27 protein-coding genes are annotated in these 26,744 nt (G+C 61.8%); 13 read left to right on the forward strand and 14 right to left on the reverse strand.

Translation table 11 applies throughout. The features are described 5' to 3' along the window. Positions 1-301 precede the first annotated feature (301 nt). Both QN224_RS04535 and QN224_RS04540 read left to right on the forward strand, forming a co-directional pair. Positions 302-688: a DUF6152 family protein gene (locus QN224_RS04535; protein WP_283976093.1), complete on the forward strand. Its 387-nt coding sequence runs from the start codon at positions 302-304 to the stop codon at positions 686-688. Beyond that, entirely contained in the window at positions 685-1,173 is a 489-nt protein-coding gene (locus tag QN224_RS04540) for a DUF6644 family protein (RefSeq protein ID WP_283975699.1), read from the forward strand. Before QN224_RS04535 ends, QN224_RS04540 begins: the two co-directional genes overlap by 4 nt. A 103-nt stretch (positions 1,174-1,276) precedes the next feature. Here the strand turns inward: QN224_RS04540 and betA are convergent, their stop codons facing one another. The 4 genes from betA to betI all read right to left on the reverse strand — a co-directional run bounded on the left by betA (position 1,277) and on the right by betI (position 6,865). After that, the gene (gene betA / locus QN224_RS04545) at positions 1,277-2,926 is read right to left on the reverse strand and encodes a choline dehydrogenase (RefSeq protein ID WP_283975700.1); all 1,650 of its coding nucleotides are present in this window, start codon (positions 2,924-2,926) and stop codon (positions 1,277-1,279) included. 183 nt (positions 2,927-3,109) lie between these two features. Beyond that, positions 3,110-4,573 carry a betaine-aldehyde dehydrogenase gene (gene betB, locus QN224_RS04550; protein WP_283975701.1) on the reverse strand — a complete coding sequence of 488 codons (1,464 nt, stop codon included), beginning with the start codon at positions 4,571-4,573 and terminating at the stop codon, positions 3,110-3,112. Between the two features lies 1 nt (position 4,574). Further along, positions 4,575-6,113, reverse strand: coding sequence for a choline-sulfatase (gene betC, locus QN224_RS04555; protein WP_283976094.1), 1,539 nt, complete (start codon positions 6,111-6,113; stop codon positions 4,575-4,577). Positions 6,114-6,259: 146 nt separating this feature from the next. Beyond that, entirely contained in the window at positions 6,260-6,865 is a 606-nt protein-coding gene (gene betI, locus QN224_RS04560; RefSeq protein ID WP_283975702.1) for a transcriptional regulator BetI, read from the reverse strand. Between the two features lie 148 nt (positions 6,866-7,013). Here betI and QN224_RS04565 point away from each other — a divergent pair, with 148 nt between their 5' ends. The 3 genes from QN224_RS04565 (at position 7,014) to QN224_RS04575 (ending at position 10,618) form a co-directional block, all read left to right on the forward strand. After that, complete coding sequence (locus tag QN224_RS04565) at positions 7,014-7,562, forward strand: HdeD family acid-resistance protein (protein WP_173510553.1); 549 nt, start codon at positions 7,014-7,016, stop codon at positions 7,560-7,562. A 164-nt stretch (positions 7,563-7,726) separates the two neighbouring features. After that, complete coding sequence (locus QN224_RS04570) at positions 7,727-9,526, forward strand: EAL domain-containing protein (RefSeq protein ID WP_283975703.1); 1,800 nt, start codon at positions 7,727-7,729, stop codon at positions 9,524-9,526. An 84-nt stretch (positions 9,527-9,610) separates the two neighbouring features. Beyond that, entirely contained in the window at positions 9,611-10,618 is a 1,008-nt protein-coding gene (locus QN224_RS04575; protein ID WP_283975704.1) for an NAD(P)H-quinone oxidoreductase, read from the forward strand. A 404-nt stretch (positions 10,619-11,022) separates the two neighbouring features. Here the strand turns inward: QN224_RS04575 and QN224_RS04580 are convergent, their stop codons facing one another. Next, on the reverse strand, positions 11,023-11,760 hold the full coding sequence (locus QN224_RS04580) for a DUF3750 domain-containing protein (RefSeq protein ID WP_283975705.1): 738 nt from the start codon (positions 11,758-11,760) through the stop codon (positions 11,023-11,025). A gap of 71 nt (positions 11,761-11,831) precedes the next feature. Here QN224_RS04580 and QN224_RS04585 point away from each other — a divergent pair, with 71 nt between their 5' ends. Next, positions 11,832-12,839, forward strand: coding sequence for an asparaginase (locus QN224_RS04585; protein WP_283975706.1), 1,008 nt, complete (start codon positions 11,832-11,834; stop codon positions 12,837-12,839). A gap of 4 nt (positions 12,840-12,843) precedes the next feature. Here QN224_RS04585 and QN224_RS04590 read toward each other — a convergent pair whose 3' ends face one another. Beyond that, the gene (locus QN224_RS04590) at positions 12,844-13,596 is read right to left on the reverse strand and encodes a DeoR/GlpR family DNA-binding transcription regulator (protein WP_283975707.1); all 753 of its coding nucleotides are present in this window, start codon (positions 13,594-13,596) and stop codon (positions 12,844-12,846) included. Positions 13,597-13,686: 90 nt separating this feature from the next. Here QN224_RS04590 and QN224_RS04595 point away from each other — a divergent pair, with 90 nt between their 5' ends. Further along, positions 13,687-14,058 (forward strand): DUF4406 domain-containing protein, encoded by a 372-nt coding sequence (locus tag QN224_RS04595; protein ID WP_283975708.1) that lies wholly within the window; start codon positions 13,687-13,689, stop codon positions 14,056-14,058. Between the two features lie 118 nt (positions 14,059-14,176). Further along, positions 14,177-14,797: a glutathione S-transferase family protein gene (locus QN224_RS04600; RefSeq protein WP_283975709.1), complete on the forward strand. Its 621-nt coding sequence runs from the start codon at positions 14,177-14,179 to the stop codon at positions 14,795-14,797. Positions 14,798-14,871: 74 nt separating this feature from the next. Here QN224_RS04600 and QN224_RS04605 read toward each other — a convergent pair whose 3' ends face one another. Together QN224_RS04605 and QN224_RS04610 are read right to left on the reverse strand one after the other, a co-directional pair. Further along, positions 14,872-15,234, reverse strand: a complete 363-nt coding sequence (locus QN224_RS04605; RefSeq protein ID WP_283975710.1) for an MmcQ/YjbR family DNA-binding protein — start codon at positions 15,232-15,234, stop codon at positions 14,872-14,874. 58 nt (positions 15,235-15,292) lie between these two features. Further along, the gene (locus QN224_RS04610; protein ID WP_283975711.1) at positions 15,293-15,484 is read right to left on the reverse strand and encodes a hypothetical protein; all 192 of its coding nucleotides are present in this window, start codon (positions 15,482-15,484) and stop codon (positions 15,293-15,295) included. Positions 15,485-15,574: 90 nt separating this feature from the next. Here QN224_RS04610 and QN224_RS04615 point away from each other — a divergent pair, with 90 nt between their 5' ends. After that, positions 15,575-16,498, forward strand: coding sequence for a LysR substrate-binding domain-containing protein (locus tag QN224_RS04615; RefSeq protein WP_283975712.1), 924 nt, complete (start codon positions 15,575-15,577; stop codon positions 16,496-16,498). 15 nt (positions 16,499-16,513) lie between these two features. Here QN224_RS04615 and QN224_RS04620 read toward each other — a convergent pair whose 3' ends face one another. Continuing rightward, positions 16,514-17,173 carry a glutathione S-transferase family protein gene (locus QN224_RS04620; protein ID WP_283975713.1) on the reverse strand — a complete coding sequence of 220 codons (660 nt, stop codon included), beginning with the start codon at positions 17,171-17,173 and terminating at the stop codon, positions 16,514-16,516. A 231-nt stretch (positions 17,174-17,404) separates the two neighbouring features. Here QN224_RS04620 and QN224_RS04625 point away from each other — a divergent pair, with 231 nt between their 5' ends. Both QN224_RS04625 and QN224_RS04630 read left to right on the forward strand, forming a co-directional pair. Continuing rightward, a complete protein-coding gene (locus QN224_RS04625) occupies positions 17,405-19,738 on the forward strand; it encodes an EAL domain-containing protein (RefSeq protein ID WP_283975714.1) in 2,334 nt (777 codons plus the stop codon). Between the two features lie 285 nt (positions 19,739-20,023). After that, on the forward strand, positions 20,024-20,812 hold the full coding sequence (locus QN224_RS04630) for a L,D-transpeptidase family protein (RefSeq protein ID WP_283975715.1): 789 nt from the start codon (positions 20,024-20,026) through the stop codon (positions 20,810-20,812). Between the two features lie 47 nt (positions 20,813-20,859). Here QN224_RS04630 and QN224_RS04635 read toward each other — a convergent pair whose 3' ends face one another. Further along, positions 20,860-21,336 (reverse strand): MarR family transcriptional regulator, encoded by a 477-nt coding sequence (locus QN224_RS04635; RefSeq protein ID WP_283975716.1) that lies wholly within the window; start codon positions 21,334-21,336, stop codon positions 20,860-20,862. A gap of 114 nt (positions 21,337-21,450) precedes the next feature. Between QN224_RS04635 and QN224_RS04640 the strand changes: the two genes are divergently transcribed. After that, a complete protein-coding gene (locus QN224_RS04640) occupies positions 21,451-21,873 on the forward strand; it encodes an organic hydroperoxide resistance protein (RefSeq protein WP_283975717.1) in 423 nt (140 codons plus the stop codon). Positions 21,874-21,949: 76 nt separating this feature from the next. Here QN224_RS04640 and QN224_RS04645 read toward each other — a convergent pair whose 3' ends face one another. Both QN224_RS04645 and QN224_RS04650 read right to left on the reverse strand, forming a co-directional pair. Further along, on the reverse strand, positions 21,950-22,162 hold the full coding sequence (locus tag QN224_RS04645; protein WP_173510537.1) for an alkylphosphonate utilization protein: 213 nt from the start codon (positions 22,160-22,162) through the stop codon (positions 21,950-21,952). Between the two features lie 84 nt (positions 22,163-22,246). Continuing rightward, complete coding sequence (locus tag QN224_RS04650) at positions 22,247-23,809, reverse strand: DUF853 domain-containing protein (protein WP_283975718.1); 1,563 nt, start codon at positions 23,807-23,809, stop codon at positions 22,247-22,249. Between the two features lie 290 nt (positions 23,810-24,099). Between QN224_RS04650 and QN224_RS04655 the strand changes: the two genes are divergently transcribed. After that, positions 24,100-24,492, forward strand: a complete 393-nt coding sequence (locus QN224_RS04655) for a hypothetical protein (RefSeq protein ID WP_269277158.1) — start codon at positions 24,100-24,102, stop codon at positions 24,490-24,492. Positions 24,493-24,581: 89 nt separating this feature from the next. Here QN224_RS04655 and QN224_RS04660 read toward each other — a convergent pair whose 3' ends face one another. Continuing rightward, positions 24,582-25,424 carry an aldo/keto reductase gene (locus tag QN224_RS04660; RefSeq protein ID WP_283975719.1) on the reverse strand — a complete coding sequence of 281 codons (843 nt, stop codon included), beginning with the start codon at positions 25,422-25,424 and terminating at the stop codon, positions 24,582-24,584. Positions 25,425-25,506: 82 nt separating this feature from the next. Then, entirely contained in the window at positions 25,507-26,688 is a 1,182-nt protein-coding gene (locus QN224_RS04665) for an MFS transporter (protein WP_283975720.1), read from the reverse strand. Between the last annotated feature and the right edge of the window lie 56 nt (positions 26,689-26,744).

The raw sequence follows: 26,744 nt of genomic DNA on the forward strand, positions 1-26,744 counted from the left end.
ACGGAATATCGCAGCCGTTTGTGACAAATGACAGAAAAACGGATTTCTATTGCTCAAGGATCAGAGCAAATATCTCTCTGATCCATAAAGTTCTAAGAAAACCTAGTAATTTGATGGATTATTTCTGTGCCCTGGCAAGCGTGCATGCCCTTTCGTTTGCTGCAGGCGGTCCAAGCCCTCCACCATCGACAACGAGGGCATCACCATTCAAGAATTGTTGAATGCCCTATCCTTTCGCTTCAGGTGCTCCACGTTCACCCTGATCGTTTTGGCGCATCGAAGGAGACAGGAGATGGCAGAAATGGCAAGGTCCTTTTCCGCTCGTATGCTCGGTGGAGGTGTCCTCGGATTGCTTCTCGTCACAGGCGCCTACGCGCACCACGGCTGGTCCTGGGCGGAGGCCGATCAGATCGAGCTTTCCGGAACGATCCGGGAGATTTCCATGGCCCCGCCGCATCCAACGCTAGACGTCGAGACGGAGAATGACGGCGTCTGGCGGGTCGAACTCGCCAATCCGCGCCAGACCGAACGCTCGGGCTTTGTCGAGGGCGTGGCGAACGTCGGCGATCCGGTGGTGGCCCTCGGCAACCGTTCGCTCGATCGCAATGAGAAGAGGATGAAGGCTGTCCGGATCACCGTCGCCGGCAAGGCCTACGACCTCTATCCGGAACGGATACAGACGAATTGACGAGCGGGGCGGAGGCGTTGGAGTGGATCGGCGCCCTGCCTTTCGCGGTGGCGATACGGCGCTCCGCGCTCCTCTACCTCTTCGTGAACGCGGCCCATATTCTGTCGATCGGGATAATCGTCGGCGCGATCCTGCCGCTCGACCTGCGCCTGATCGGGTTTTTCGGCAAGGTGCCGATCCCGGCGATCGGCCCGTATCTTTCGCGCGCCGCGGCAACCGGCATAGTCCTCGCCATGGTCACGGGCTTCTGCCTCTTCAGCGTCCGCCCCCTTGAATATGCCGGCAACCCCGCCTTCCTGACAAAGATCACGTTGCTGGCACTCGGCGTCGTCAACGCGGTTCTGTTGCATCTGACGCCGCAATGGCGCGCCGCCGTCAAAGGCGGACCGCTCTCCTGGAGAGTCCGCCTTTCGGCCCTGCTTTCCATGGCGATCTGGACCGGAGCGGTTCTTGCCGGCCGCTGGATCGGTTTCCTTTCGGAATGATCGCAGAGCGAGACCGGACCTGATGGATCGCTGCGACCAACCGGGTGTCGCGCCTGTAGAATCTCAGAGCTACCGAGGGCGTTGCCCACACCCGCTTTCCGCCCTACCGATCGCTGATCGCCCAGCGCGGATTGATCCAGGGTTCCTGGTTCGAGCGGGCGAGGGGTTGCTTGCCGAGGATGTGGTCGGCCGCCTTCTCGCCGGTCATGATCGAGGGACCATTGAGGTTGCCATATGTGACGTGGGGGAAGATCGAGGAGTCAGCGACGCGCAAACCCTCGACGCCGATCACTCGCGTTTCCGGATCCACCACCGCCATCGGGTCGTCCTTGGCGCCCATCTTGCAGGTGCCGCAAGGATGGTAGGCGCTTTCGAGATGCTCGCGCAGGAAGGCGTCGATCTCGTCGTCGGTCTGGATCTTGTCGCCCGGCTGGATTTCCGGCCCGCGATATTGGTCGAAAGCCTTCTGGCCGAAGATCTCGCGCGTCAGTCGCACGCAGTGGCGGAATTTTTCCCAGTCCTCGGGGTGGCTCATATAGTTGAAGCGGATCACCGGATCAGCCTTCGGGTCGGACGAGCGAAGGGCGACGCTGCCGCGCGACTTCGAGAGATTGTAGCCGACATGGACCTGGAAGCCGTGCGTGTTGGCCGCCGCCTTGCCGTCGTAGCTGATTGCCACCGGCAGGAAGTGATACTGGATATCGGGCTGCTTGACGCCGGGCGCCGAGCGCAGGAAGGCGCAAGCCTCGAACTGGTTGGAAACACCAAGGCCCCTCTTGAAGAGCAGCCACTGCGCGCCGGCGACGCCCTGCCAGAACCACGGCAGCCAGGAATAAAGCGAAACCGGTTTGGTGCTTACCTGCTGGAAGTAGAACTCCATGTGATCCTGAAGGTTCTGGCCGACGCCCGGGCGGTCGGCCTTCACCTCGACACCCATCTCCTTCAGATGCGCCGCCGGTCCGATGCCGGAGAGCATCAACAGCTTCGGCGAGTTGAAGGAGGAGGCGGACACGATCACCTCGCGATTGGCCTTCACAACCTCGGTCCGGCCGTTGCGCTCGATCTCGACACCGGTTGCGCGGCCGTTCTCGATCACGATCTTGTGGGCAAGGCAGCGGATCAGTTGGACATTCGGGCGCTTCAGCGCCGGCTTCAGATAGGCGGAAGCGGCGGACCAGCGTCGGCCTTGCCAAGTCGTCTGCTCCATCAGGCCGAAGCCTTCCTGCTTCGAGCCGTTATAGTCGTCGGTGAGTTCGAACCCTGCCTGCTTTCCCGCTTGGATGAAGGCGTGAAAGAGCGGGTTCCGAACGCTGCCACGCTGCACATGCAGCGGCCCGTTGGTGCCGCGCCAGCCGTCTTCGCCGCCATGCGAATGTTCCATCCGCTTGAAATAGGGAAGCACGTCGGCATAGGCCCAGCCTTGGGCGCCGAGTTCTTCCCAGCGGTTGAAGTCCTCCGCGTGCCCGCGCACATAGACCATGCCGTTGATCGAGGAAGAGCCGCCGATTACCTTGCCGCGCGGCGCGGTGATGCGCCGGTTGTTGAGGTTCGGCTCCGGCTCGGACAGATAGCCCCAATTGTAGCGATTCATGCTCATCGGCCAGGCAAGAGCCGCCGGCATCTGGATGAAGGGGCCCACGTCCGAGCCGCCGAACTCCAGCACGATGACCGAATGCTTGCCGTCTTCCGACAGGCGATAGGCCATGGCCGAGCCTGCGGAGCCGGAACCGATGATGACGAAATCTGCCTGCATTCTCGCTACTTTCTTTATTCGGATGCCCCTGGTCCGGCTGCCGCCACCTTCTCCCCGCTTGCGGGGAGAAGGCACTCGCGGCGCCCGCTCAAGCCTCCTCTGCCGCTCGCGTGGAAGCTCACGGCGCTCCCAGTCCCCTCTCCCCGCATGCGGGGTGAGGGTTAGGGTGAGGGGCAAATGTTGTCAGTACGGCGCCTCGACCTTCCCCATGCCGACATAGACGGTCTTGAGCTCTGTATAGTGGTTCAACGCCGCGACCGAATTTTCCCGCCCGAAGCCCGATTGCTTCGAGCCGCCGAAGGGGATCTCGACTGGGCAGAGATTGTAGGTGTTGATCCAGAGCGTGCCGGCCTCGAGCTGGTCGACCACCCTGTGCGCCCGGGTGATGTCGGCCGTGAAGACGCCGGCGGAAAGGCCGAATTCGGTCGCGTTCGCGCGGGCCACGACCTCCGCTTCGTCGTCGAAATCGAGCACGCACATGACCGGCCCGAAGATCTCCTCGCGCGCGATCGTCATCTCGTCGGTGACGTCGGCAAATACGGTCGGCTGGATATAGGTGCCCTCGGTGTTGACGGCGTTCGGAATGCCGCCGCCGGTCACGAGCCGCGCGCCTTCCGCCTTGCCCTTCTCGATGTAGGAGAAGACCTTGTCGCGCTGTCCTTTCGAAACCATGGGGCCAAGCTGCGTCGCCTCGTCCATGGGGTCGCCGATGACGATCGCTTCCGTGCGTTCCTTGAGCCGCGCCAGAAAGGCGTCCTTGACCTTCCGCTGCACGAACACGCGGGTGCCGTTGGAGCAGACTTGGCCCGTCGAATAGAAATTGCCGAGCATGGCGCCGCCGATCGCGCTTTCGAGATCGGCATCGTCGAAGACGATCAACGGCGACTTGCCGCCGAGTTCCATCGTCACATGGCGAAGCCCGGCTGCGGCTGCCTCGTAGATCTTGCGGCCCGTCGGCACAGAGCCGGTCAGCGATACCTTGGCGACATCGGGGTGGTTGACGAGCAGCGGACCAGTCGACCGGTCGCCCTGAATGACGTTGTAGAGGCCCTTCGGCAGTCCCGCTCCGTGCAGGATTTCGGCGATCTTCAGCGCTCCGAGGGGTGTGTTTTCCGACGGTTTGAAGACCATGGCGTTACCGGCGGCGAGTGCCGGCGCGCCCTTCCAGCAGGCAATCTGCTGCGGATAGTTCCAGGCGCCGATGCCGACGCAGACGCCGAGCGGCACCCGCTTGGTATAGGCGAAATCGCCGCCAAGCGGGATGTAGTCGCCGTTGAGCGCCGCCGCCGCGACGCCGCCGAAGAACTCGAAGCTGTCGGCGCCGGAAGTCGGGTCGGCGACGATCGTTTCCTGGATCGGCTTGCCGGTGTCGAGCGTTTCCAGTTCGGAAAGCTCGCGGTTGCGCTCGCGCATGATTTCCGCGGCGCGTTTCAGGATGCGGCCGCGCGCCGTCGGGCTCATCGCCGCCCATTCCGGCTGTGCCCGTTTCGCGGCGGCGATCGCCTTTTCGACGATCGCGGGCGTCGCGGCATGAAGCCGGGCGATCACCTCGCCGGTCGCTGGATAGATGCTCTCGATCACCGAGCCGGCGGCGTCCTCGACATATTCCCCGTCGATGAAGTGCGAGGCTTTCGGTTGGGCTCTCATGTCATTCTCCTCGCGGGTAGCGTTTGGATTCCTCGAGATTGTCGAGGTTCATATGGTTGCGCATGTAGCGCTCGGATGCCTTCTGCAGCGGCTGGTGGTCCCAAGGATAGTAGGCGCCGTTCCTGAGCGCCTCGTAGACCACCCAGCGCCGGGCCTGGCTTTCGCGCACGGCCGCGTCGAAGGCGTCCATGTCCCAGTGGGCGACGCGCATGTCGCGGAAGGCGGCGAGCGTTGCCGCATCGACAGAGTTGCGCGGATTTTCCGCCAGGTTGGTGAGTTCCAGTGGGTCGCTTTCGAGGTCGTAAAGCTGGTCCGGATCGAGGGTGCAGTGGATATATTTCCACTTTCCTTCGCGAATGCAGACGAGCGGCGCGTAGGAGGCTTCCGCCGCATATTCCATCAGCACCGCCTCTGTGCGCTCCGTGCCGTCCACCATCGGCAGAAGGCTGATGCCGTCCGTCCAGGGCTTTACCTCCTCCAGCGAGATGCCCGCGAGTTCGGCAAGCGTCGGCGTCACGTCGAGGTTGGAGGTGGCCGTCAGATGCAGGCCGGGTGTAAGCCCCGGTCCGGCGATCATCAGCGGCACGCGCGCGGAGCCTTCGAAGAAGTTCATCTTGAACCATAGGCCGCGTTCACCGAGCATGTCGCCGTGGTCGGAACAGAAGAGGATGACTGTATCGTCGAGCATTCTCGTCCGCGACAGCGTATCGATGAGCTCTCCCACTTTTTCGTCGAGATAGGAGATATTGGCGAAATAGGCGCGGCGTGACTGGCGGACATTCTCCTCGGTAAGCGCGAAGTTCTCGTAGTCGCAGGAATGCATGATGCGCTGCGAATGCGGATCCTGCCGATCGAAGGGAAGCGCGCCGATCTCCGGCAGCAGGTGCTCGCAATTCTCGTAAAGATCCCAGAATTTGCGCCGTGCGACATAGGGGTCGTGAGGATGGGTAAAGGAGACGGTGAGGCACCAGGGGCGGCGGCTTTCGTCGTCGTTCTCGCGGGAGAGCTGATAGAGCTTCTGGTTCGCCAGAAACGCCACCTCGTCGTCATATTCCATCTGATTGGTGATCTCCGCCACCCCGGCGCCGGTGACGGAACCGAGATTGTGGTACCACCAGTCGATCCGCTCGCCGGGCTTGCGATAGTCCGGCGTCCAGCCGAAATCGGCCGGATAGATATCGGTGGTCAAGCGCTCTTCGAAGCCGTGCAACTGATCCGGCCCGACGAAATGCATCTTGCCGGAAAGGGCGGTGTAATAGCCGGCCCGGCGCAGGTGGTGGGCATAGGTCGGGATCGAAGACTGGTATTCGGCAGCGTTGTCATAGACGCGGGTGCGGCTCGGCAGCTGCCCGGCCATGAACGAGGCGCGCGCCGGCGCGCAGAGCGGCGACGAGGTGTAGTTGTTGCGGAAGCGGGCGGAGCGCTTGGCCAGTGCCTTCAGGTTTGGCGCGTGCAGGAAGTCGGCGGGGCCGTCCGGAAAGAGCTTCCCGTTCAGCTGGTCGACCATGATGATCAAGATATTCGGCTTTCCGGCAGTCACGTCGTCGGTTCCTCGAAGGTTTGAATTGCAGTTCGTTTCGGTTGTCACACCGGAGATCGCCTCATCCGGCGCCCCCACCTTCTCCGCGCTCGCGGGGAGAAGGATATGGCGCGCGCCCAAGTCTCCTCTCCCGTGCGGGGAGAGGGCTAGGGTGAGGGGTAGTTTTCACCATCACCCACCCGCAAATGCGCATTCACGTAGTCTTCCGTGAGCGCGATCGAAGCTTCGATGCTGATCGGCGCCGATTTCAGACTTTGCCGGATGTAGAGCCCGTCGATCATCGCAGCCGCGCCCTCGGCGATACGCTCCGCGTCATCGGCTGTAGAGAGCGGCCTGAGGCTGGCCAGCAGATTGGAGCGCAGCCGGCGCGCATAGATGACGAGGAGGCGGCGGACATCCTCGGAACGTTGCGCCTCCGAATAAAAGGCGAGCCAGGCGGCGATCGTCTCGGGCGCGAACTGCTCAGCCCTGAAGCTCACGCGGATCAACGCACTCAGCCTTTCGCGCGGCGTCTTCGCCGCCTGGAGCGCAGCGACCGCGTCGTCGCGCAACTGCGCTAAAAGACTGCGGATCGTTGCGATCAACAATTGGTCCTTGCTGCCGAAGTAGTGGTGCGCGAGCGCCGGCGAGACGCCGGCGGTTCTGGCGATATCCGACATAGTGACCGAGAGCGTGCCCTGGTCGCCGATGACGCGCAGCGCCGCGTCCACCAGTGCCTTTCGCCGCACAGGCTCCATCCCGATTTTCGGCATCCGAAACTCCCTCGACTGCCTTCAGTTTATTTTTGATTGACTCATCAATCAATAAAAATTTTGTCGCTTTTTCTCTTTCTTTTTACTGAGAAATCCGGCTCAATCACGAGGTGGCGTTCATGCTTGCCGATATGACTGGAGGTTGAAAATGGTCCACGCGTTCGATCCCGCCGGTAGAGAGGCTGTCGCCGGAAAATGGGCGTGGTTCGTCGCGCTCGGCGTGCTGTTGATCATGTGCGGCGGCATCGCTTTTGGCAATCTGTTCATGGCGACAGTCGCTTCGGTCTACTACGTCGGCGCCATCATGCTCGTCGGCGGTCTGCTCAACCTCGCGCACGCGTTTCAGGTCAGAGGCTGGGAAAGCATCGTCTATTGGGTCTTGAGTGGCGCCTGCTATGCGGCGGCTGGCCTCTTTGCTTTCATCAATCCCGTTCTTGCCTCCTCGGTCCTGACCTTCCTGATGGCCGTAGCATTGCTCGTTGCCGGCTGCTCCCGCCTGTGGGTCGGCTTCAAGCTCAGGCCGCTCGCTGGCTGGGGCTGGATCGTCATCGGCGGACTCGTCACCCTGGTTGCCGGCCTCGTCATTGCTGCCGGATGGCCGGTCAACAGCCTGTGGATCCTGGGGCTGTTCCTCGCAGTCGATCTCGTGATGCAGGGCCTTGCGCTGATCGCTTTCGGCGTTCTCGCCAAGGGCTAGAATCCATCGCATTTTCAATGCGCGGCGGCCTTGAGGCGTGTGCGAGGATAGCCGCCACTCTTGTCATCCAAGCTTCATGAAACTTTCACACTCGCGAAAGGTTTCGTTGACGCTTACCCTTGATGCTGGCGCGGCCTTTGTTCGTGTATGTTCCTGGAGCCGGCATGTCCGTCGCCCCCGCCGAAATCCTCTCGCTTCGCCGCTTCGGCGACGAGCAGATTGTCACGCTTGCCAAACTTGTCATCGAGAACGCCTTCCAGCCGATCGTCGAGGCGACGACCGGTGCCGTTTTCGGCTATGAATCGCTGATGCGCGGGTTCCAGCGCCTGGGCTTTGCCTCGCCGCTCGAATTGCTGGACAAGGCGGAGGAGGTGGGCCAGCTTCTGGCACTCGAACATCTTATCAACAGCCGCGCCGTCGCCGCGTTCGCGACGATTCCCGATTTTTCGGCCCGGACCCTTTTCCTGAATTTCGATTCGAGGTTGGTTGGTGGCGAGGACGATATCGTCGAGCGCCTCGTCAACCACCTGAAGCGCGCCAATATTGCGCCGTCTTCCCTCTGCTTCGAGCTTTCGGAGCGCTTCGACAGTGGGAAGATGCCCGATTTTTCCGCGCTGGTCCGGCAATTGCGGCTTGCCGGCTTCAAGCTCGCGATCGACGATTTCGGTGCAGGCTTCAACGGGCTGAAATTGCTCTGCGACCAGCCCGTCGACTACGTGAAGATCGATCGGCATTTCATCTCCGGTATTGAGCGGGACCCGCGCAAACGTCATCTCGTTCGCCATACGGTCAACACGGCCCACGTGCTCGGAACGCGGGTGATTGCGGAGGGCGTGGAGACGGAGGCCGAGTTCCTCGCCTGTCGCGATCTCGGATGCGATCTGGTGCAGGGCTATTTCATTGCCCGGCCGACCACCCATCTTAGCGAGCTGCAGCCGGCTTACCCTCATCTGGAATTAAGCGGTGCCGCGCGGCGCTCCTCCGCGACGCTCGACAGCATCCTCATCAGGAAGCAGATCGAACAGCTTCCGGCCGTGAGGGAGAGCGACGAACTCGAATCCGCCTTTGATCTTTTTCGGGTCAATCCGCGCCAGCCTTTCTTTCCGGTGCTGAACGCCAACGGTGAGCCGCGCGGCATCCTGCACGAGTATCACGTCAAGGAGATGATCTATCATCCCTTCGGCCGGGACCTGCTGAAGAACCGCATCTACCAGCGCCGCATTTCGCATTTCGTCAGCCCGGCGCCGATCGCCGATCTCGATACGCCTGCCGACGAGATGCTGAAAATCTTCGCCGGCATGGACGGCAGCGACTGTGTGATCCTGACTGAAAACATGCGCTACGCCGGGATTCTTTCCGCTTCGTCGCTGTTGAAGATCATCAACGAGAAGCAGTTGAAGATGGCGCAGGAGCAGAACCCGCTGACGGGCCTGCCGGGCAACCGCGCGATCCGCGACTACGTGCAGGACGCGATCCTCGACGGCGACGAAACGCGCTACTTCTGCTATTGCGATTTCGACGACTTCAAGCCGTTCAACGACACCTACGGTTTTCAGAAGGGCGATCTGGCGATCACGCTGTTTGCCGCCCTGCTCAGACGCCACTTCATTGGCGAGGAGAAGTTTCTGGGGCATGTCGGCGGCGATGATTTCTTCGTCGGCGTCAGCGGCTGGACCGATCAGGAAATCCGCTCCGTCCTTACGCGCCTCGCCGAGGATTTCCGCTCGGATGTCCGGCAGCTCTATTCCGCGGAACACCAGGCCGAGGGACGGATCAGCGGATATGGCCGCGACGGAGTAAGCAAGAACTTTCCCCTGATGCGTTGCTCGATCGCCGTTCTCGTGCTTCCGCAGGGCTTCATTCTATCGGACACCCAGACGGTCAGCGCGCGGATTGCTGAAATCAAAGCACGCGCCAAGGAAAGCGAAAGTGGCCTCGTTTTTGAGTTGCTTCACGGCGATTGATTATTCGCCTGCCGATGTCGGGGTTTCCGGAACTGTGAGCGGGCGATAGGTATAGGCGCAATCACTTTTGCGAGGAACGCCTTCATGACCCTTCCGACCGAAATGACCTATGTGGACCTGCCGGACCCGGGTGGACCGGAAAACATGGTCCTGGCACGCGGACCGCTGCCGGACGTCAAAGCCGGCGATATCCTGATCCGCGTCGAGGCGTCCGGCATCAACCGGCCCGACGTGCTGCAGCGTAAGGGCGACTATCCGCCGCCGCCCGGCGCGAGCCCGATCCTCGGTCTCGAGGTGGCTGGCGAGGTGGTGGCTCTCGGCGAGGGGGCAACCGGTTTCTCGATCGGCGACAAGGTCTGCGCGCTCGCCAATGGCGGCGGCTATGCGGAATATTGCGCGGTGCCGGCGACGCAGGCGCTCCATTGGCCGAAGGGCTATGATGCGACGAAGGCCGCCGCCCTGCCGGAGACTTTCTTCACCGTCTGGGCCAATATCTTCGACATGGCCGGCCTCAAGACAGGTGAAACGATCCTCGTCCATGGCGGATCGAGCGGCATCGGGACGACCGCAATCCAGCTCGCCAAAGCGTTCGGCGCCGAGGTTTTCGTGACCGCCGGCAACGCCGAGAAGTGCAGGGCCTGCGAGGCGCTGGGGGCCAAGCGAGCGATCAACTATCGTGAGGAAGACTTCAAGGCCGTCGTGCTCGAAGAGACCGGCGGGCGAGGGGTCGACGTCGTTCTCGACATGGTCGGCGGGCGCTACTTCGACCGCAATATCGGCTCGCTCGCGAAGGACGGCCGTCTGTCGATCATCGCCTTCCTGAGTGGGGCGCGCGTGGAAAGCGCCAATATCGCACCCATCCTGACGAAGCGGCTGCATGTCATGGGATCGGCGCTTCGCCCACGCACGCCCGCTGAAAAACGGGCGATCCGCGACGGGCTTGCGGCAAAGGTCTGGCCACTGCTGGAAGGGCGGGCGGTGGCACCGGTCATCCACGCGGTCTTACCCTTCGAAAGGGTCGCCGACGGTCACCGCCTGATGGAAGAAGGCGATCATATCGGCAAGATCGTGATGAAGATGGGCCGATCCTAAGAGTGCCAAAGCAGGTGATCTCATCGGTGCTTTCGCTCCCTAAGACGATAGTTGGTCTTGTATTCGGATGGGAATGACCTACCTTGGGGCCATCGTCAACGAACAGAAAGGAAGGTGGTCCAATGTCTAATGAGATTTCGAACCTCGTGACAGGCATGGGAGAGGTGAAGGAGTCGAGGCAGCCCTCGGCTTGATTGCCGCCTTCCTTGGGCCTGTGAGGCCCGGCCGTCATTAGGCCAGAACTCATGGAAGGGTCGCCTCGGGCGGCCCTTTTCCATTTCTGCAAGAGTTCTCGCGCAGCGTTCCAGAGCAATTCAGCGAAGTGTGTAACGGTTTTCCGTCCGGAATTGCGCAGCTTCAAAGGGTTAGATCATTTCATTGCTTCAATGAAACAATGAAATGATCTAAATCCCGAAGCGGCCGAGCGCGGGGATTTTTACCCCGGGCCGTGCAATATCAACGCCCGCCACCAATCCCATGAAGTGCAGTTCCAGCCCACTTCGCCAGCCGGCGGAAATGCCGGCCAGCCCGTAGAGGGTTGCGTGCAGATCGCCGCCGTCGCTATCGATGTGGAAAAGCTTGCCCTTCGGCAAGTAGTCGCGGCCGACCGCGTTCGGCGGTAGCACCGCGCCAATCTCGGGCACCGAACGAAGCACGTGCGCGACGAAGGTGTTCGAGTTCGGTCCGGGCCATAGTCTGTAGGTGCCGGGCGAGGCGTAGGGGTAATCGGCAATGGCCCGCTCGACCTTCGGAATCAGGCGTTGCGCCTTCTCTCCCGTGATCATGACGACGATGCGCGGCTCGTTCGAATACCACCGGCCATCGGCCTGATAGGCATTCTTGCGGACCGGTTTGCCCCAGCCGACCTTTTCGTATCGGGTATAGGCCTGGGCCCCTTCATCCTTGGTGACGATCCACGCGTGGCTGGCGACGGCCCCCTTCATGCCGCCGGTGGTTGCCGAGAGGATATAGACTGCCGCCTCCGGGCTTTCTGCCGGTTTGGGGAGAAGACCGGCAGATGACCAATCCGCCTCCCGCCAGCTTTGCGGCCTGTCCTTGATGTACCACCAGCCGGCCGAGGCAAGTGCCGGAAGCAGGTAGATGAGCATAAAGGCGACAAACAGCCTGCGGATGAATTTCATCGCACACCCCGGTTCCCAGCGATCGGATTCCTGATAAATGCAGGGGCGAAAGAGGAATTTTGAGGGCAAGCATGTCTAATCCGGTCCTGGTCGAAGTAACCCGCGGAAATCTCGTCGAAAGCCGTCATCGCGGCACGGTGATCGTTGTCGACGGTGACGGCAACACCGTGTTTTCGTTGGGCGATACGGATGCTGCCGTCTTCCCGCGTTCGGCCTGCAAGGCCATGCAGGCGCTGCCGCTGGTGGAAAGCGGTGCAGCGGACGCCTACCGGTTCGACGCCAAGGCGCTAGCGCTCGCCTGTGCCTCGCATTCCGGCGAGCCGGAACATGTCGCGCTCGCGGCGGAAATGCTGGCGGCAGCTGGCCGTGACGTCGATGCGCTGGAATGCGGCGCCCACTGGTCCTTCGACCAGAAGACCTTGATCGCGCAGGCGCGTTCGATCGAGGCGCCGAGCGCCCTGCACAACAATTGCTCCGGCAAGCACGCCGGCTTCGTCTGCGCCTGCTGCCATTCCGGCACGGCAGTCCGTGGCTATGTCGGCTACGACCATCCGATCCAGCAGGAAATCCGCGGTGTCATGGAAAGTCTTACGGGGGCAATCCTTGCGCGCGACAATTGCGGGGTCGATGGCTGCTCGATCCCCACCTATGCCGTACCCCTGAAGGGGCTCGCCCACGGCTTCGCCAAAATGGCGACAGGGGTGGGGCTTGCGGCGGAGCGGTCGCGCGCGTCCAAGCGTCTGGTCGAGGCTTGCATGGCCGAACCCTTCTACGTTGCCGGCACCAAGCGTGCCTGCACGCGGCTGATGAAGGCCGCGCCGGGCCGCATCTTTGCCAAGACCGGTGCCGAAGGCGTCTTCTGCGCGGCAATTCCAGAGAAGGGGGTCGGCATAGCGCTCAAATGCGAGGACGGCACGACCCGCGCCGCCGAGGCGATGGTTGCCGCGACGCTTGCGCGGTTCTTCGCCGATGAACCGCAGATCCACACGGCGCTGATGGCGCAAGCCAACCACCCGATGCGCAACTGGAACGGCATGCATGTCGGCGACGTGCGCGTGACGGAGGCGTTTGGGGCGTGAGCCTCTACGCCATGATCAGTGCGGTGGAGCCGTCGCCATAGGGCGACAGGGGCTCGGCTGCCATGTCCGCCGGCACGACGAGGCCGGCGAGTTCGCTGACGCTCATGATGCGGTGAGGGGAGGCTGCGCCGAATTTCTCCGGCGTCGCGAGCACATAGGTTTCTGCGGACTGCCGGGCGATTGCCCGTTTTATCGCCGCTTCTTCGTAGTCTCCGGTCGAAAGCCCATGCGCCGGATGGATGGCGGTGACCCCGAGGAAGAAGATGTCGACGCGGATCTGTTCGATTGCGGCGACCGCCGCCGCCCCCGTCGCCACCATGGAATGTTTATAGAGTCTGCCGCCGATCAGGATCACCTCGGCGTCGTGTTTTTCGAGTTCGGCGGCGATCGTCGGACTGTGCGTGACGATGGTCGACCGCAAGTCGCGCGGCAAGGCGCGAGCGAGTTCCGCATTGCTCGTGCCGCCGTCGAGAAAGACGGTTTGCCCAGGCTTGACGAGGTCCGCCGCCCGTCGTCCGAGCCGGCACTTGAGGTCGCTGGCGATCGCCTGGCGGGCGGCGAAATCCGGAAGCGGCGGCGTCAGCGGCAGGGCGCCGCCGTGAACCCGCTTCAACAGACCCTCGGCCGCCATTTCCCTGAGGTCGCGACGGATGGTGTCTTCCGAAAGCCCGAGTTCGTCGGCGAGCGCCTTGGCAACGACTTGCCCGTCGCGGGCAAGCCTTGTCGAAATCATCGCTCGTCTCTGTGTTGTCAGCATCGATTCCCCCTTGATTCTTCACGAGATTGCATGAATATTCGCGATAATTCCAGAAATATCTGGAAGTTTCGTGCAAACATGGAGAGAGTCATGCTAATTCTGATTGCCGGCCCCTACCGCTCCGGGACGGGGGACGATCCATCGAAAATGGCGGAAAACTTGAAGCGTCTGGAGGAGCCCTCCTATGCCCTCTTCAGGGCTGGGCATGTGCCGATGATCGGGGAGTGGGTTGCCTTGCCCGTGTGGCATGCGGCCGGTGGAGGCCGGGTGGGCGACGATCTTTATGAGGAGATCTTTCATCCCGTTGCCGGCCGGCTGCTTGCGCTCTGCGACGCCGTCCTGCGCTTGCCGGGCGAGTCCAAAGGCGCAGATAATGATGTGCGCATCGCCCGCGAGCGCGGCATTCCGGTCTACGACCGCCTCGAAGACGTGCCGGGCTGTGCAGGGACGATAGCCGCGTGACCGAAAGGCCCGGCGGTTCATAGACCGCCGGGCCGTTCCGGACCTTGTCAACCGCGGCAATTTCATTTCTTCTGCTGGCGAATTTTGTGGCCGCCGCACCATCATGGGAGGCAGAATGATGCTGAAACTGTTTTACGCCCCGGGGACCTGCTCGCTCGCTTCGCATATCGCCCTCGAGGAAGTGGGCGCCGCCTATGAGGCGCGACGCGTCGATTTCGCGAAGGCCGAACAAACCACGCCGGAATATCTTGCGATCAATCCGAAAGGGCGGGTTCCGGCTTTGGTGACGGACCGCGGCGTGCTCACCGAAACCCCGGCCATCCTGGCCTATATCGCCCAGAGCTTTCCAGACCGCCGCCTTGCGCCGCTTGACGAACCGTTCGCGTTCGCACGGCTGCAATCCTTCCTGAGCTATCTCTGCTCCACCGTGCACGTGGCGCACGCGCATGCGCGACGCGGTGCCAGATGGGCAGACGATCCGGCGGCGCATGAAGCGATGAAGGCGAAGGTGGCATCAAACATGGGCGACTGCTTCGCGCTCATCGAACGCGACATGTTCACCGGCCCTTTCGTCATGGGAGAGGATTATACGATCGCAGATCCTTATCTCTTCACCATCGCCAACTGGCTGGAGGCGGATGGCGTCGATCCGGAACGTTTCCCGAAGGTGCTCGACCACCGCAACCGCATGGTCGCACGAACGGCTGTCGCCAAGGTGCTGGCTGCGGTCCAGGCGTAGAGCAATTCGAGGAAAAGTGTGTAGCGGTTTTCCGTCCGCATTTGCGTTTCAAGGAGTTGGAGCGTTTCAGCGTTTCAACGAGCCGGGGAGCCGAAGCGACGTGCGAGGCGCTCCGGCGCTTTTTCGCGCCAGGCCGCGATCAGCCGTTGCGTCAGTGTTTCGTCGTCGATTGCGGCGAGTCTCACCAGCATTGCCGGCCAGCCTTTGTAGTGATCGGTCTCGAAGAACAGGGATGGATCGAGTTCCATCAGCATCTCCTTCTCATCGAGCGCGCACATCACCACCAGCGTCTCTGCGTCCTTCATCCGCACGAAACTCTTGCCTTTGACGAGGAGGGCCGGCGTCCCGTAGGACGTGCCGACCGCCGTTTCCGGCAGGCCCGCCGCCTCGGCCAGCCGCCGCACACGTTCGAAAGAACGTTCGAGATCATCGCTCATGCATCACCTCGCTTGCGCGAAGCGCATCGAAGTCGCCGTCCTACAGTCTATCCTCAGATCAGACGCAATCGCAATGATCGGGCGCGGCCCGTGGCCAGGGCCATCCCGGAAACGGCAGATCGGCAAGCTCCCGCTCTTCCATGCGAGCGAGATCCGGGTGCTGCAACGGATCGCGCTGCCAGTCGGGCGGCATCTCGGCAGCGTCGTGGGTCAACGAGGTACGCTTGAGCATCGTTAGAATCTTCAGCATGGCGGACCACCCTTTCGATAGGGCCCAGCATCCGCTCGTCACGGCAGGATTTCAATTGAGATTGCCGGCTGTTCGTTTTAGAAAAACTACATGAAGGAACTGAACACAGTCCACCTCAACGGCCTGCGTGCCGTCGAAGCCGCTGGCCGCCTCGGCTCCCTCGCAAGCGCTGCGGCAGAACTCGGCGTCACGGCTGGCGCCGTCAGCCAGCAGATTGCCAAGACGGAAGCGCAACTCGGCCGCATGCTTTTCGAGCGTACCGCCCGCGGGCTCGTCACGACGGATTTCGGGCGCCTGTTCCTTGCACGGCTTTCGAGCGCCTTCGGAGAGCTTGCCGAGGCGGTAGCATCGGCGCGGCGACGCGATGAATCGGTGTTGACGATCTCCGTGGCCCCGGTCTTCGCCGCCCGGTGGCTGGTTTATCGGTTGAACCGCTTTGCCGAGCGGCATCCGGATATCCGGCTGAGGATCGACGCGACGACGACGCTCGTCAATCTGGACACTTCCGACGTCGATGTCGGCATCCGCGTCGGCGCCGGTGACTGGCCGGGTGTCCATGCCGAACTCCTGCTGGAGCAGGAGATCTTCCCTGTTTGTTCGCCGAGCATGGCCGCGGATCTGCGTTTGCCTGCAGATATTCTAAAGCTTCCGGCGGTGATCGACGGTCACTCGATGTTCACATGGGAAGTGTGGTTCAAGGAGGCTGGCCTTTCGGGTTCGCAGATGACGGTGCGCCACACCTTCAACGAGGCCTCGCTCGTGCTTGACGCGGCAATTGCCGGGCAGGGGGTCATGCTCGCCTGGCAGACGCTCGCAGGCTTTGCCGTAACTGAAGGCAGTCTGGTTGCGCCCTTCGACATCCGGGCAAAAACCGGCTTCGGCCACTATTTCGTGCGCTCGCCATCCCGGCGCGAGAGCAAGGCCGCCCTGGCTTTCAAGCGCTGGGTGCGCGATGAGGTGGAAGAGGGAATGCGCCTGCTTGACGCCAAGATCGCCGGCTATTCCGGCAAGTGATGCCGCCCGTCGCTGTTATTCCGGCTCTTTCAGCCGCTCCTCCATCATCGCCTTGAAACAAGGACGCGACTGGCAACGCGCAAGCCACGCCTTGACGTGCGGATGCCTGTCGAACAACGCCGTCTGGCTCATGGTATAGCGAAAGACCTCGGCGAGGTTGAGATCGGCGGCCGTGAAGCGGTTCCCGACGACATAGTCGCGGCCTTTGAGATGCGTTTCGAGAACGCTGAAGGCTTTCTCGAGTGATTGGGCGCAAGCGGCGATGCGCGCCTGACCTTCGGGCGTGTTCTCGATGCCATCGTCATAGGCGAGAATGATCTTGACCGCATGCGGCTCCACCTCGGTTGCCGCCCACATAGTCCAATTGCCCATTTGCCCATCCTCGCCGAGATCGGCCGGCGCGAGAGGACCGCCATATTTGCGGGCGAGATAGAGATTGTTGGCGAGCGATTCCGTCAGGACCAGGCCGTCATCGTCGATCGCCGGAATGAGGCCCATCGGATTGATGGAAAGAAAGTCGGGCGACTTGGTGTTGACCGGTGCATCCACGGCCAGCGGATCGGCGACGCGGCGCGCCTGGATCACCGGAACAGATGTGAAGGGAATGCCAAGCTCGCGCGCCATCCAGTAGTTGCGCGACGCGCGCGAACGATAAACTCCGTAGATTGTCAGCATCCCGGCTGCCCTCCGCCTGTTCGATGCGCAACGTCATATGCGATCGCAGGCGGCGACAGAAGCGTCCCCAATTGATGTTGCTCATGAAATGTTTTGATGAAACGTCCTGATCCACGCTGCAACCTTTAGACGATTTTTCCCGGCAACATTTAGAGAAGTATAACCTCTATTGGCTAGAGCTGAGGCTGGAACGACCAACGGATATTTGCGCTGCTCTTCCGGAGGCTTTGCTTGGCAAGGAAAACGTCTCGCAATACTCGCTATGCCGCCCTCAATGCTGGCGACAACGCGGAGACGCGTCGGCTGATCGAGGCCAGCAACCGGCTGGCGGATGAGGTGGCGCGCATTTTCCCGTCCGAGCCGGACATCGCCGATCGTCATTATTGGCTGGAGACGATGATCAATCATGTCCCGGACTACATCTATGCCAAGGACACGAAAGGCCGCTTTCTTATTGCCAATGAGGTGACGGTCGCCGACAACGGGCTTGAAAGCTTGCAGGATCTCGTGGGTAAGACCGATTTTGACCTGCACCCGACGAAGTTCGCCCAGGCTTTCGCTGACGTGGAACAGCGTGTGATCGAGACTGGCGAACCGATCTTCGGCATCGAAGAGCGGGCCATGGTTACGAAGGGGCGCGATCGCTGGTTGATGACGTCCAAGGTGCCGCTACGCAACAAGGGCGGCACGAGCGCCGGCAGCCCCGGCATTTCGCGCGATATCACCGACCGAAAAGCGGCAGAACGTTTGCTCGAGGGGCAGGCGCGACTGCTGGAGATGATAGCGAAGAGCGAGCCGCTCGATCAGTTCTTCACCGATCTCATCTTGCTGATCGAGTTGCTGTTGCCCGGCGTCAAGGGTTCCATCCTGCTCCTCTCCGAGGACGGTCGGCATCTTGTGCATGGCGCTGCCCCAAGCCTGGACGAGGTATTTTGCGCCACGATCGACGGCGTCGAAATCGGTCCAGCAGTCGGTTCGTGCGGAACGGCGGCGTGGCGCGGTGAACAGGTGATCGTCTCGGACGTATATTCTGATTCCTTGTGGGCGGGCTATGCAGATCTCGTGAAGCCTCATGGCTTCCGTTCCTGCTGGTCGACGCCGATTCATTCTCACGAAAGCAAGGTGCTTGGCACGTTCGCGCTCTATTCGCAGGAGGTCGGCGTTCCGAGCGAGCAGCAGAAGGAACTGATCGCCATGGCGACGCATCTCGCCGGGATCGCGATCGAACGCAAACGAGCCGAAGACAGAATAAGCTTCATGGCGCACCACGATGCGCTGACGGGCCTTCCCAATCGCGTCCTGTTCGAGGCGCAGGTGGCGGGCGTGCTCGAGGCAATTCGCGGCCGCGATCAGTGGGCCGTGCTGGCCTTTCTGGATCTCGACAATTTCAAGCTCATCAATGACAGTCTTGGGCATACGGCCGGCGACGATCTGCTGAAGGCGGTTGCCGACCGTATGCGCGCCGCAGTGCGCAAGTCGGACATGGTCGTGCGGGTCGGCGGCGACGAGTTCATTCTTCTCTTGAACGGCCTGCCGACCGAGCGCGACATCGTTTTGTCCCGTCTGGAGGACATCCGGGCGGCCATTGCCGCGCCGGTTCAACTCAACGGCCGCAGCCTGCAGGTGACCTGCAGCATGGGTGTCGCCTGCTTTCCCAATCAGGGCCGGACAGTCAGCGAATTGCTTGCAAATGCCGACGCGGCGATGTACCGCGCAAAGGAACTCGGTCGCAACAACCTCCAGGTCTTTACCGAAGAGATGGCCGCCAAGGCCCACGAGAAGCTCTTGCGGCACGAGGAACTGCGCGAAGCGATCGCCCGCAATGAATTCCTCCTGCATTTTCAGCCGCAGATGAACCTTGTGACCGGCCGTGTCTTCGCCGCAGAGGCGTTGTTGCGCTGGCAGCACCCCGTGCATGGTGTGATGTCGCCCGGTGCCTTCATCCCGCTGGCGGAGGAGACCGGCCTGATCGTGCCGATTGGCGATTGGGTGCTGAAAGCCGCATGCCGTCAGTGCAAGGCCTGGCAGGAAGCCGGCCTCCCGCCGTTGATTGTCAGTGCCAATGTTTCCGCTCGGCAGTTCCTCGAACGCAACTGGGCGGCCCGCGTGGCGGCCGTGCTCGCCGAAACCGGATTGGAGGCACGTTACCTTGAACTCGAACTGACCGAGAGCCTGATCATGCAGGACGTGCCGGGCGCAATAGCGACAATGCATGAACTGGAGGCGATCGGCGTACATCTCGCGATCGACGACTTCGGAACCGGCTATTCGAGCCTCAGCGCACTTAAACGATTCCCCGTGCAACGGCTGAAGATCGACCGCTCCTTTGTCGAGGACATTCCTTCGGATGTCGATGACAAGGCGATCACCTCGGCGATCATCTCGCTTGCGCAGAATCTCGGTCTTCGGGTCATCGCCGAAGGCGTGGAAACGGAGGCGCAGGTCGATTTCCTGCGGCAAAGCGGTTGCGACGAGATCCAAGGCTATTTCTTCAGTCCGCCGCTGGTCGCCAGGGATTTCGAGGCACTGCTCCGCCAGTCCGGGCTCCACGCTGAGGGCGTCTGAGCTGTGTACCGGTGGTTGCAGAGCGCCGGTGCCACGATTGTGATAGGAAGTTTGCTGACATCAGCTTCGTTCCAGCCGTAGATGCATAGCCCGCCACTCGATAGGGCGAGGACAAGCATTAACACCGTTCAGTTCGCAACCGCCTCGAGAATCGATCACGATGATTTTGGATTGATTTAATGCGAAATCATCGTGATCTTCCTGACCAGAGCGGAGAGGCGCGAATCGCCGTTTGACGTCGCGCCGTCCCCTTCCGCTTGCTGCACTCAAACCCGTTAGAGTTCGATGCCAACGCTGTCCAATTTTTCCCGCCGCCAGTTTCTCCGCACATCCGGACTAGCAGTCGTCTCCGCCGGGCTTGCGAGTTGCACGTCGTCAATGAACACGGACCGCTTTCGGCAACAAACCGCGCCGGTTTTCCGCAATCCCGCGCTGGAGGGACGCTGGATCGATCCACGTACAGGAGCGTTCCTGGAAGGGCCTGTTGACGAGGGGTCGCTGCCGACCGGCCTGCCGCCGCAAGACCCCTACTACTCGGCAATTTACGCGGCGGTAGACGACGGCGGCTACCAGGTTCCGGCGGTGCCCTACCAGCAGATCGACGCTCGATTCTATCGCCAGGAAGTCGATGATCCATTTGGCGAGCAGCCGGGCACGATCGTGGTCGATACCGCTGATCGCTTTCTCTATCTGGTCCAGCCGGGCGGAAGGGCAATGCGTTACGGCGTCGGCCTCGGTCGTGAGGGTTTTGCCTGGTCGGGACGCGGTGTCATTCAGTGGAAGCAGAAGTGGCCGCGCTGGACGCCGCCGGGTTCTATGATCGAACGCCAGCCCGAGCTCGCGCGCTATTCGGAAAGCGCCGGCGGCATGTCGCCGGGCTTGAACAATCCTCTCGGCTCACGCGCGCTCTATATCTTCCAGAACGGCCAGGACACCCTGTATCGTGTACACGGAACGCCGGAGTGGCAGTCGATCGGTAAGGCCGTTTCCTCCGGCTGCGTGCGCATGCTCAACCAGGACGTGATGGATCTCTACGATCGCGTCCGCGGCAAGGCCCCGATCCTCGTCATCTAGCGCCAGAGGGTCCGTCATTCGATTAAGAGGCGACGGCGCGAGCCCGGTCAGCTTTCCTGTTGGCTACTGCCCAGTCGTTGGGTCAGACGATGCAGCGCCTCACGCAGGTCGCGGATCTCCTCCAAAGTGCATCCGCTTGCCTTGCCGATCTCGGCGAGTATGCCAAAGGCTTCGGCCTTCAGATGCCGGCCCTTTTCGGTGAGACTGACGATTACCTGTCGCTCGTCGCCTGGATCGCGCAACCGACTTACATAACCGGCCGCCTCCAATCGCTTTAGCAAGGGAGAAAGCGTGCCGGAATCGAGGCCCATTTCCTCGCCGATCCGTTTCACCGTCATGCGGTCCTGCTGCCAGAGAGCGAGCAGGACGAGATACTGCGGATAGGTGAGGCCAAAACGGTCAAGCAGCGGCTTGTAGGTGCGGTTGAAAGCGTGCCCCGCCGAATAGACTGCGAAGCAGAGCTGCTGGCCAAGCGTCAACGCCTCATCGGGTATTGCCTCAAATTTTGCCGCCTTGCTGGTCATGATTGCATTGTCGCAAATTCAAGGCGGTAATGCAATTTGCAAAATTAATTTGCGCGCAATTTAATTTTACGATATGCACTGACCATCAGCAACGACCATACGAAGGAGACTGCCATGCCCATCCTCTATCGCACCACCGCCTCGGCAACTGGCGGCCGCGCCGGCCAGGCCCAGAGCGCCGACGGTATCCTTGACGTTACCCTCACTGTCCCGAAGGAGCTTGGCGGCGACGGCGCCCGTGGCACCAACCCGGAACAGCTCTTTGCAGCCGGCTATTCCGCCTGCTTCCTCGGCGCGTTGAAATTCGTTGCCGGCAAGGAAAAGGTAAAGCTTTCGGAAGACACGAAAGTGACGGGTACGGTCGGAACCGGCCCGCGTGAAGACGGCACGGGTTTCGGCATTGATGCAGCGCTCGAAATTTCTTCGCCCGGCGTCGACAAGGCCGTGCTCGAGGATCTGGTCCAGAAGGCGCACGTAGTATGCCCTTACAGCCATGCGACTAAAGGCAATATCGATGTAAAGCTGACGGTGGCTTGAAGCGAACGCGCTTGCAGTTCTCGTCTTGAAGCCCGGGGGATACTCCGGGCTTCAGATGTCAGACGGCGGGGCCGCCTCAAGCCTTCTTGAGGAATTCGGTGCGCAGCACCAGCCCCTTTATCTTTTCGACCCGGCATTCCACTTCGTCGGGATCGCCAGTCAGGCGGATGCCCTTCACCAGCGTGCCACGTTTCAGCGTGGTGGAGGTTCCTTTCACCTTCAGATCCTTGATCAACGTGACATTGTCGCCGTCCTTGAGGACGGCGCCGTTCGAATCCTTGGCTTCCACAGTCAATCCTTTCTGGGCCGCCGGATGCGGCCTGGGTCAATGCGTCGGGAGCGCGCGAGCGGGGGCGCTCTCATCGTTGGCGTGCTATCGCTTCAGGCTGCCGAGAATGCCACGCACCAGGGCGCGGCCGACCTGTGTCGCGACCGTGCGGGCCACGGATTTCATCGCCGCCTCGACGATCGTTTCGCGCTGATAGCCGGAGGAGCGCGGCCGTGCCTGCTTGCCGGAGGGCTCCTTTTGCTCGTCGTCGCCAAAACCGGGCAGGGTCCAGCGTCCGCCGCCGGACACCTCTTCCGCCGATTGTTCCTCCGCTTGCCGCGCGGCTTCGGCCTGCTCGGCGGCTTTCGCAGCGCGCTTGGCTAGCAGCTCGTAAGCCGATTCCCGATCGAAATTCTCGTCATAGAGTCCGCGCACCGGGCTGACATCGATCACCTTTTGCCGCTCAGCCTCCGTCAGCGGACCGAGGCGTGATGCCGGCGGGCGAATCAGGGTCCTCTCGACGATAGACGGCGAGCCCTTGCCTTCGAGCGTCGAAATGAGCGCTTCGCCGGTGCCGAGATTGGTGATCACCTCGGCGCAGTTGAAGTCCGGGTTGGGGCGGAAGGTATCAGCCGCGGTCTTCACCGCCTTCTGTTCGCGCGGTGAATAGGCGCGCAACGCATGCTGGACACGATTGCCGAGCTGCGCCAGCACCGTTTCCGGTACGTCGAGCGGGTTCTGCGTCACGAAGTATACGCCGACGCCCTTGGAACGGATGAGGCGCACAACCTGTTCGACGCGCTCGACGAGCACCTTCGGCGCGTCGTTGAAGAGCAGATGCGCTTCGTCGAAGAAAAACACCAGCTTCGGCTTGTCCGGATCGCCGACTTCCGGCAGTTCCTCGAAAAGTTCGGAGAGGAGCCAAAGCAGGAAGGTCGCGTAGAGCCTGGGGTTCATCATCAGCTTGTCGGCGGCAAGCACCGAGATCGCGCCGCGCCCGTCATTGGTGGTACGCATGATGTCGGTGATCTTCAGCGCCGGCTCGCCGAAGAAATGCTCCGCGCCCTGCTGCTCGAGAATCAGCAACTCGCGCTGGATCGAACCCACCGACGACTTGGAAATGAAGCCGAACTGGTTGGAAAGCTCGCCTGCATTCTCGCCCATGTAGTTGAGCAGGGCCTGGAGGTCCTTGAGGTCAAGGAGCGGCAACCCCCCTTCGTCGGCGATCTTGAAGGCGATGTTCAGCACGCCTTCCTGAGCGTCGCTGGCGTTCATCAAGCGAGACAGGAGCAGCGGTCCCATCTCGGAGATGGTCGTGCGTACCCTGTGACCTTTTTCGCCGTAGAGATCCCAGAAGATTACCGGAAATTCCTGGAAGTCGTATGGCGAAAGGCCGATCTGTTCGGCGCGCTTGAGAAGGAAATCCTTCGGTTCGCCCATCGCGCCGATGCCGGAAAGATCGCCCTTGACGTCGGCGCAGAAGACCGGGACGCCGGCATTGGAAAATCCTTCCGCCAGGATCTGCAGCGTCACGGTCTTGCCGGTGCCGGTCGCGCCGGTGATCAGCCCGTGGCGGTTGCCGAATTTCAGCTCCAGATATTCGCCCTTGTTGATCGAATCGTCCGGCTTGCGGCTGGTTCCGATATAGAGCTTGCCTTCTTGCAGCATGTGGGCCTGATCTCCGTTTTGCCTATGAAAGCGGGCATTTCGTTGCGCTGCGCCGTCACAGAAATAGTGCTGGTTTCTGTTATAGGCGGTGCTATCAGGCGCGGCAACATGTTGCTCGATCGAGTGCGTTGCCAATGGTGACGGTCCGTGAAACGATACGCCTGGATGCGCGCCTCCTCTCGATTACGGTGATGGCCGCAGCCTCGTCATGAGTTGTTCATCGTCGCTTGTTAATTCGGAGGCGATCATTTACCTTGACGTCAACGTCAAAAACAATCGAGGAGATTTCCATGAGTGAACTGGTCACCCGCGTGTCGGAAAATGTCGGTATCGAGCCTGCAACGGCCGAGAAGGCAGTTGGCATGATTCTCGGCTTCCTGCAGCGCGAGGCGGCGGAAGGTCCGGTTGCCAAGATGATCGAAGCGATCCCGGGCGCGCCGGAATTGGTCGCCCAGTACAATGGCGAAGGCAGCAACGGCGGCGGTCTGCTCGGCGGCCTGATGTCTGCGATCGGTGGCGGCGGTGTCATGGCGCTCGGCCAGCAGTTGATGAGCCAGGGCCTCGGTATGGGCGAAATCACTTCGCTCGCCAAGGAAACGATCGCCTTCGCCAAGGAAAAGGCCGGCGACGAGGTTGTCGATGAGGTCGTCGCCTCCGTTCCGGGTCTCAGCCAGTTCGTCTGATCGGTATGGTCTCCATACAGAAGCACCCGCCGGAGTGATCCGACGGGTGCTTTTTATTGCCTGGTCGTAAGCCCCACCGATGCGGTCGCTTAAGCCGCTTTGTCTGCTCTGTCCCATTCAGGGGCCAGACCCGCGGGGCTGACGATCCGGCCGTCCGGACGCGCAAGCTTGCGGATCTCCGCCATTTCCTCCGGCGTCAGTGCAAAATCGAAGATCGCGAAATTTTCCTTGAGCCGGGCCTCAGTCGCCGTCTTCGACAGCGCGACCACATCCTTCTGCTGCACGAGCCAGCGCAAGGCCACCTGTGCCGCCGTCTTGCCGTGGCGCGCGCCGATGTCCTTGAGCAGCGGATCGGCGGGTATCTTGCCGTTGGCCATGGCATAGTAGGCTGTCAGTGACATGCCTAGCCGGCGCGCGGCTTGCAGGACCTTCGTCTGGTCGAGATAGGGGTGATATTCCACCTGATTGGTCGCGATCGGCGCGTCGCTCAACAGGACGGCTTCCTCCATTTGGGCGATGTTGAAGTTGCTGACGCCGATATGGCGTACCTTGCCGGCCTTCTGCACCTCGTTGAGCGCGCCGATGCGCTCGGCCATCGGCACGTCGCTGCCCGGCCAATGGAGGAGCAGAAGATCCACGTAGTCCGTCTTCAGCTTTTTCAGGCTCTCGTCCACGGAGGCGAGGAAGGCGTCATGGCGATAATTGTCGACCCAGACCTTGGTCGTCAGAAAAATATCCGCGCGCCGAACGCCCGATTGGTGGATGGCCTCGCCGACTTCGGCCTCGTTGCCATAGATCTGCGCCGTGTCGACATGGTGGAAGCCGAGTTTCAGCGCTCCCGGCAGGATGCGAAGGACATCGGCGCCTGGCATGCGGAAGGTACCGAAACCGAGGGCGGGAATATTGGCGCCGTTGGAATTGACTGCGTGCATGGAAAAGCTCCTTGGTTTGGAGAGGCCCGGCAAGATGCCGGGCGAATTCGACATTCTATACTTGTGGTGGCAGAACGAAGGTTCAAGCCGGCTGCCCGACCGGAACCGCGCGCCGGTCGAGCACGCCGCTCCACAACGTCAGGATCAGGGCGGCGACAACCAGGATCGCTCCGACGAACGGTGTCGAAGCGAGGCCCAGCGGTGAGGAAACTACAAGGCCACCGAGCCAGGCGCCGACCGCAATGCCGAGATTGAACGCGGCGATGTTGAGGGCCGAGGCGACGTCGACGGCGCCGGGACGGTACTGCTTGGCAAGCTGGACGACGTAGAGCTGCAGGCCGGGCACGTTGGCGAAGGAAAGGAAGCCGAGCGCCACCAGCGTGACCAGCGTCAGCGCCGGAGAAGGGGCCGTGAAGGTGAAGAGCACGAGCACGGCTGCCTGGGCGAGAAAGAGGCCGATCAGCGCCTTCACCGGATCGCGGTTGGCAATCTTTCCCCCGACAACATTACCGATCGCGATGGCGATGCCATAGAGCACCAGGATGAGGCTGACGCTGCCTTCCGAGAAACCGGTGATTTCCTGCAGGATCGGTGCGAGGAACGTGAAGGCGACGAAGGTGCCGCCATAGCCGAGCGCCGTCATCGCAAAGACGATCAGCAGGCGGCCGGATCCGAGCACCCGGACCTGATCGACGAGACGTGCCGCGGCGGCCTTGCTCAGCGTATTCGGCAGCAGGGCTGCGATGCCGATAAAGGCAATGGCGCCGAGCGCGGTAACGGCCCAGAACGTCGCGCGCCAGCCGAAGGTCTGGCCGATATAGGTACCGAGCGGCACGCCGGTGACGATTGCGACCGTCAGTCCCATGAACATCATGGCGATCGCCGACGCCCGGCGATCTTCGGGCACGAGATCGGCGGCAATCGTCGAGCCGACGGAGAAAAAGACCCCATGGGCGAACGCCGACAGGACCCGTGCGACGAGCAGCAACTCGTAGTTTGGCGAAAGCGCCGCGGCGGCATTGCCGATGATGAAGAGGGCCATCAGGCCGAGGAGCAGGGGCTTGCGCTCGATCCTACCGGTAAGCGCCGTCAGCACAGGCGCGCCGAAAGTGACGCCGAGGGCATAGACGCTGACGATGAGGCCGGCGAGCGGCAGGGAGATGTGAAGATCGGAGGCGACCGTCGGCAGGAGGCCGACGATCACGAATTCCGTTGTTCCGATCGCATAGGCCGCGATCGTCAAGGCAAAGAGAGCGATGGGCATAGAAATACCTTCCCCGCCCGCATGCGATACGGGCTGAACTTTGCGGCCGTGCCGCG

This window comes from Sinorhizobium sp. 7-81 (assembly GCF_030124405.1).
GTDB lineage: Bacteria > Pseudomonadota > Alphaproteobacteria > Rhizobiales > Rhizobiaceae > Sinorhizobium > Sinorhizobium psoraleae.

Bases quoted from the DNA above. Each gene is read 5' to 3' on its own strand.
- QN224_RS04535 (WP_283976093.1), top strand. From the start codon at position 302: ATGGCAAGGTCCTTTTCCGCTCGTATGCTCGGTGGAGGTGTCCTCGGA.
- betA (WP_283975700.1), bottom strand. From the start codon at position 2,926: ATGCAGGCAGATTTCGTCATCATCGGTTCCGGCTCCGCAGGCTCGGCC.
- betB (WP_283975701.1), bottom strand. From the start codon at position 4,573: ATGAGAGCCCAACCGAAAGCCTCGCACTTCATCGACGGGGAATATGTC.
- betI (WP_283975702.1), bottom strand. From the start codon at position 6,865: ATGCCGAAAATCGGGATGGAGCCTGTGCGGCGAAAGGCACTGGTGGAC.
- QN224_RS04565 (WP_173510553.1), top strand. From the start codon at position 7,014: ATGGTCCACGCGTTCGATCCCGCCGGTAGAGAGGCTGTCGCCGGAAAA.
- QN224_RS04570 (WP_283975703.1), top strand. From the start codon at position 7,727: ATGTCCGTCGCCCCCGCCGAAATCCTCTCGCTTCGCCGCTTCGGCGAC.
- QN224_RS04575 (WP_283975704.1), top strand. From the start codon at position 9,611: ATGACCCTTCCGACCGAAATGACCTATGTGGACCTGCCGGACCCGGGT.
- QN224_RS04580 (WP_283975705.1), bottom strand. From the start codon at position 11,760: ATGAAATTCATCCGCAGGCTGTTTGTCGCCTTTATGCTCATCTACCTG.
- QN224_RS04585 (WP_283975706.1), top strand. From the start codon at position 11,832: ATGTCTAATCCGGTCCTGGTCGAAGTAACCCGCGGAAATCTCGTCGAA.
- QN224_RS04590 (WP_283975707.1), bottom strand. From the start codon at position 13,596: ATGCTGACAACACAGAGACGAGCGATGATTTCGACAAGGCTTGCCCGC.
- QN224_RS04595 (WP_283975708.1), top strand. From the start codon at position 13,687: ATGCTAATTCTGATTGCCGGCCCCTACCGCTCCGGGACGGGGGACGAT.
- QN224_RS04600 (WP_283975709.1), top strand. From the start codon at position 14,177: ATGCTGAAACTGTTTTACGCCCCGGGGACCTGCTCGCTCGCTTCGCAT.
- QN224_RS04605 (WP_283975710.1), bottom strand. From the start codon at position 15,234: ATGAGCGATGATCTCGAACGTTCTTTCGAACGTGTGCGGCGGCTGGCC.
- QN224_RS04610 (WP_283975711.1), bottom strand. From the start codon at position 15,484: ATGCTGAAGATTCTAACGATGCTCAAGCGTACCTCGTTGACCCACGAC.
- QN224_RS04615 (WP_283975712.1), top strand. From the start codon at position 15,575: ATGAAGGAACTGAACACAGTCCACCTCAACGGCCTGCGTGCCGTCGAA.
- QN224_RS04620 (WP_283975713.1), bottom strand. From the start codon at position 17,173: ATGCTGACAATCTACGGAGTTTATCGTTCGCGCGCGTCGCGCAACTAC.
- QN224_RS04630 (WP_283975715.1), top strand. From the start codon at position 20,024: ATGCCAACGCTGTCCAATTTTTCCCGCCGCCAGTTTCTCCGCACATCC.
- QN224_RS04635 (WP_283975716.1), bottom strand. From the start codon at position 21,336: ATGACCAGCAAGGCGGCAAAATTTGAGGCAATACCCGATGAGGCGTTG.
- QN224_RS04640 (WP_283975717.1), top strand. From the start codon at position 21,451: ATGCCCATCCTCTATCGCACCACCGCCTCGGCAACTGGCGGCCGCGCC.
- QN224_RS04650 (WP_283975718.1), bottom strand. From the start codon at position 23,809: ATGCTGCAAGAAGGCAAGCTCTATATCGGAACCAGCCGCAAGCCGGAC.
- QN224_RS04655 (WP_269277158.1), top strand. From the start codon at position 24,100: ATGAGTGAACTGGTCACCCGCGTGTCGGAAAATGTCGGTATCGAGCCT.
- QN224_RS04660 (WP_283975719.1), bottom strand. From the start codon at position 25,424: ATGCACGCAGTCAATTCCAACGGCGCCAATATTCCCGCCCTCGGTTTC.
- QN224_RS04665 (WP_283975720.1), bottom strand. From the start codon at position 26,688: ATGCCCATCGCTCTCTTTGCCTTGACGATCGCGGCCTATGCGATCGGA.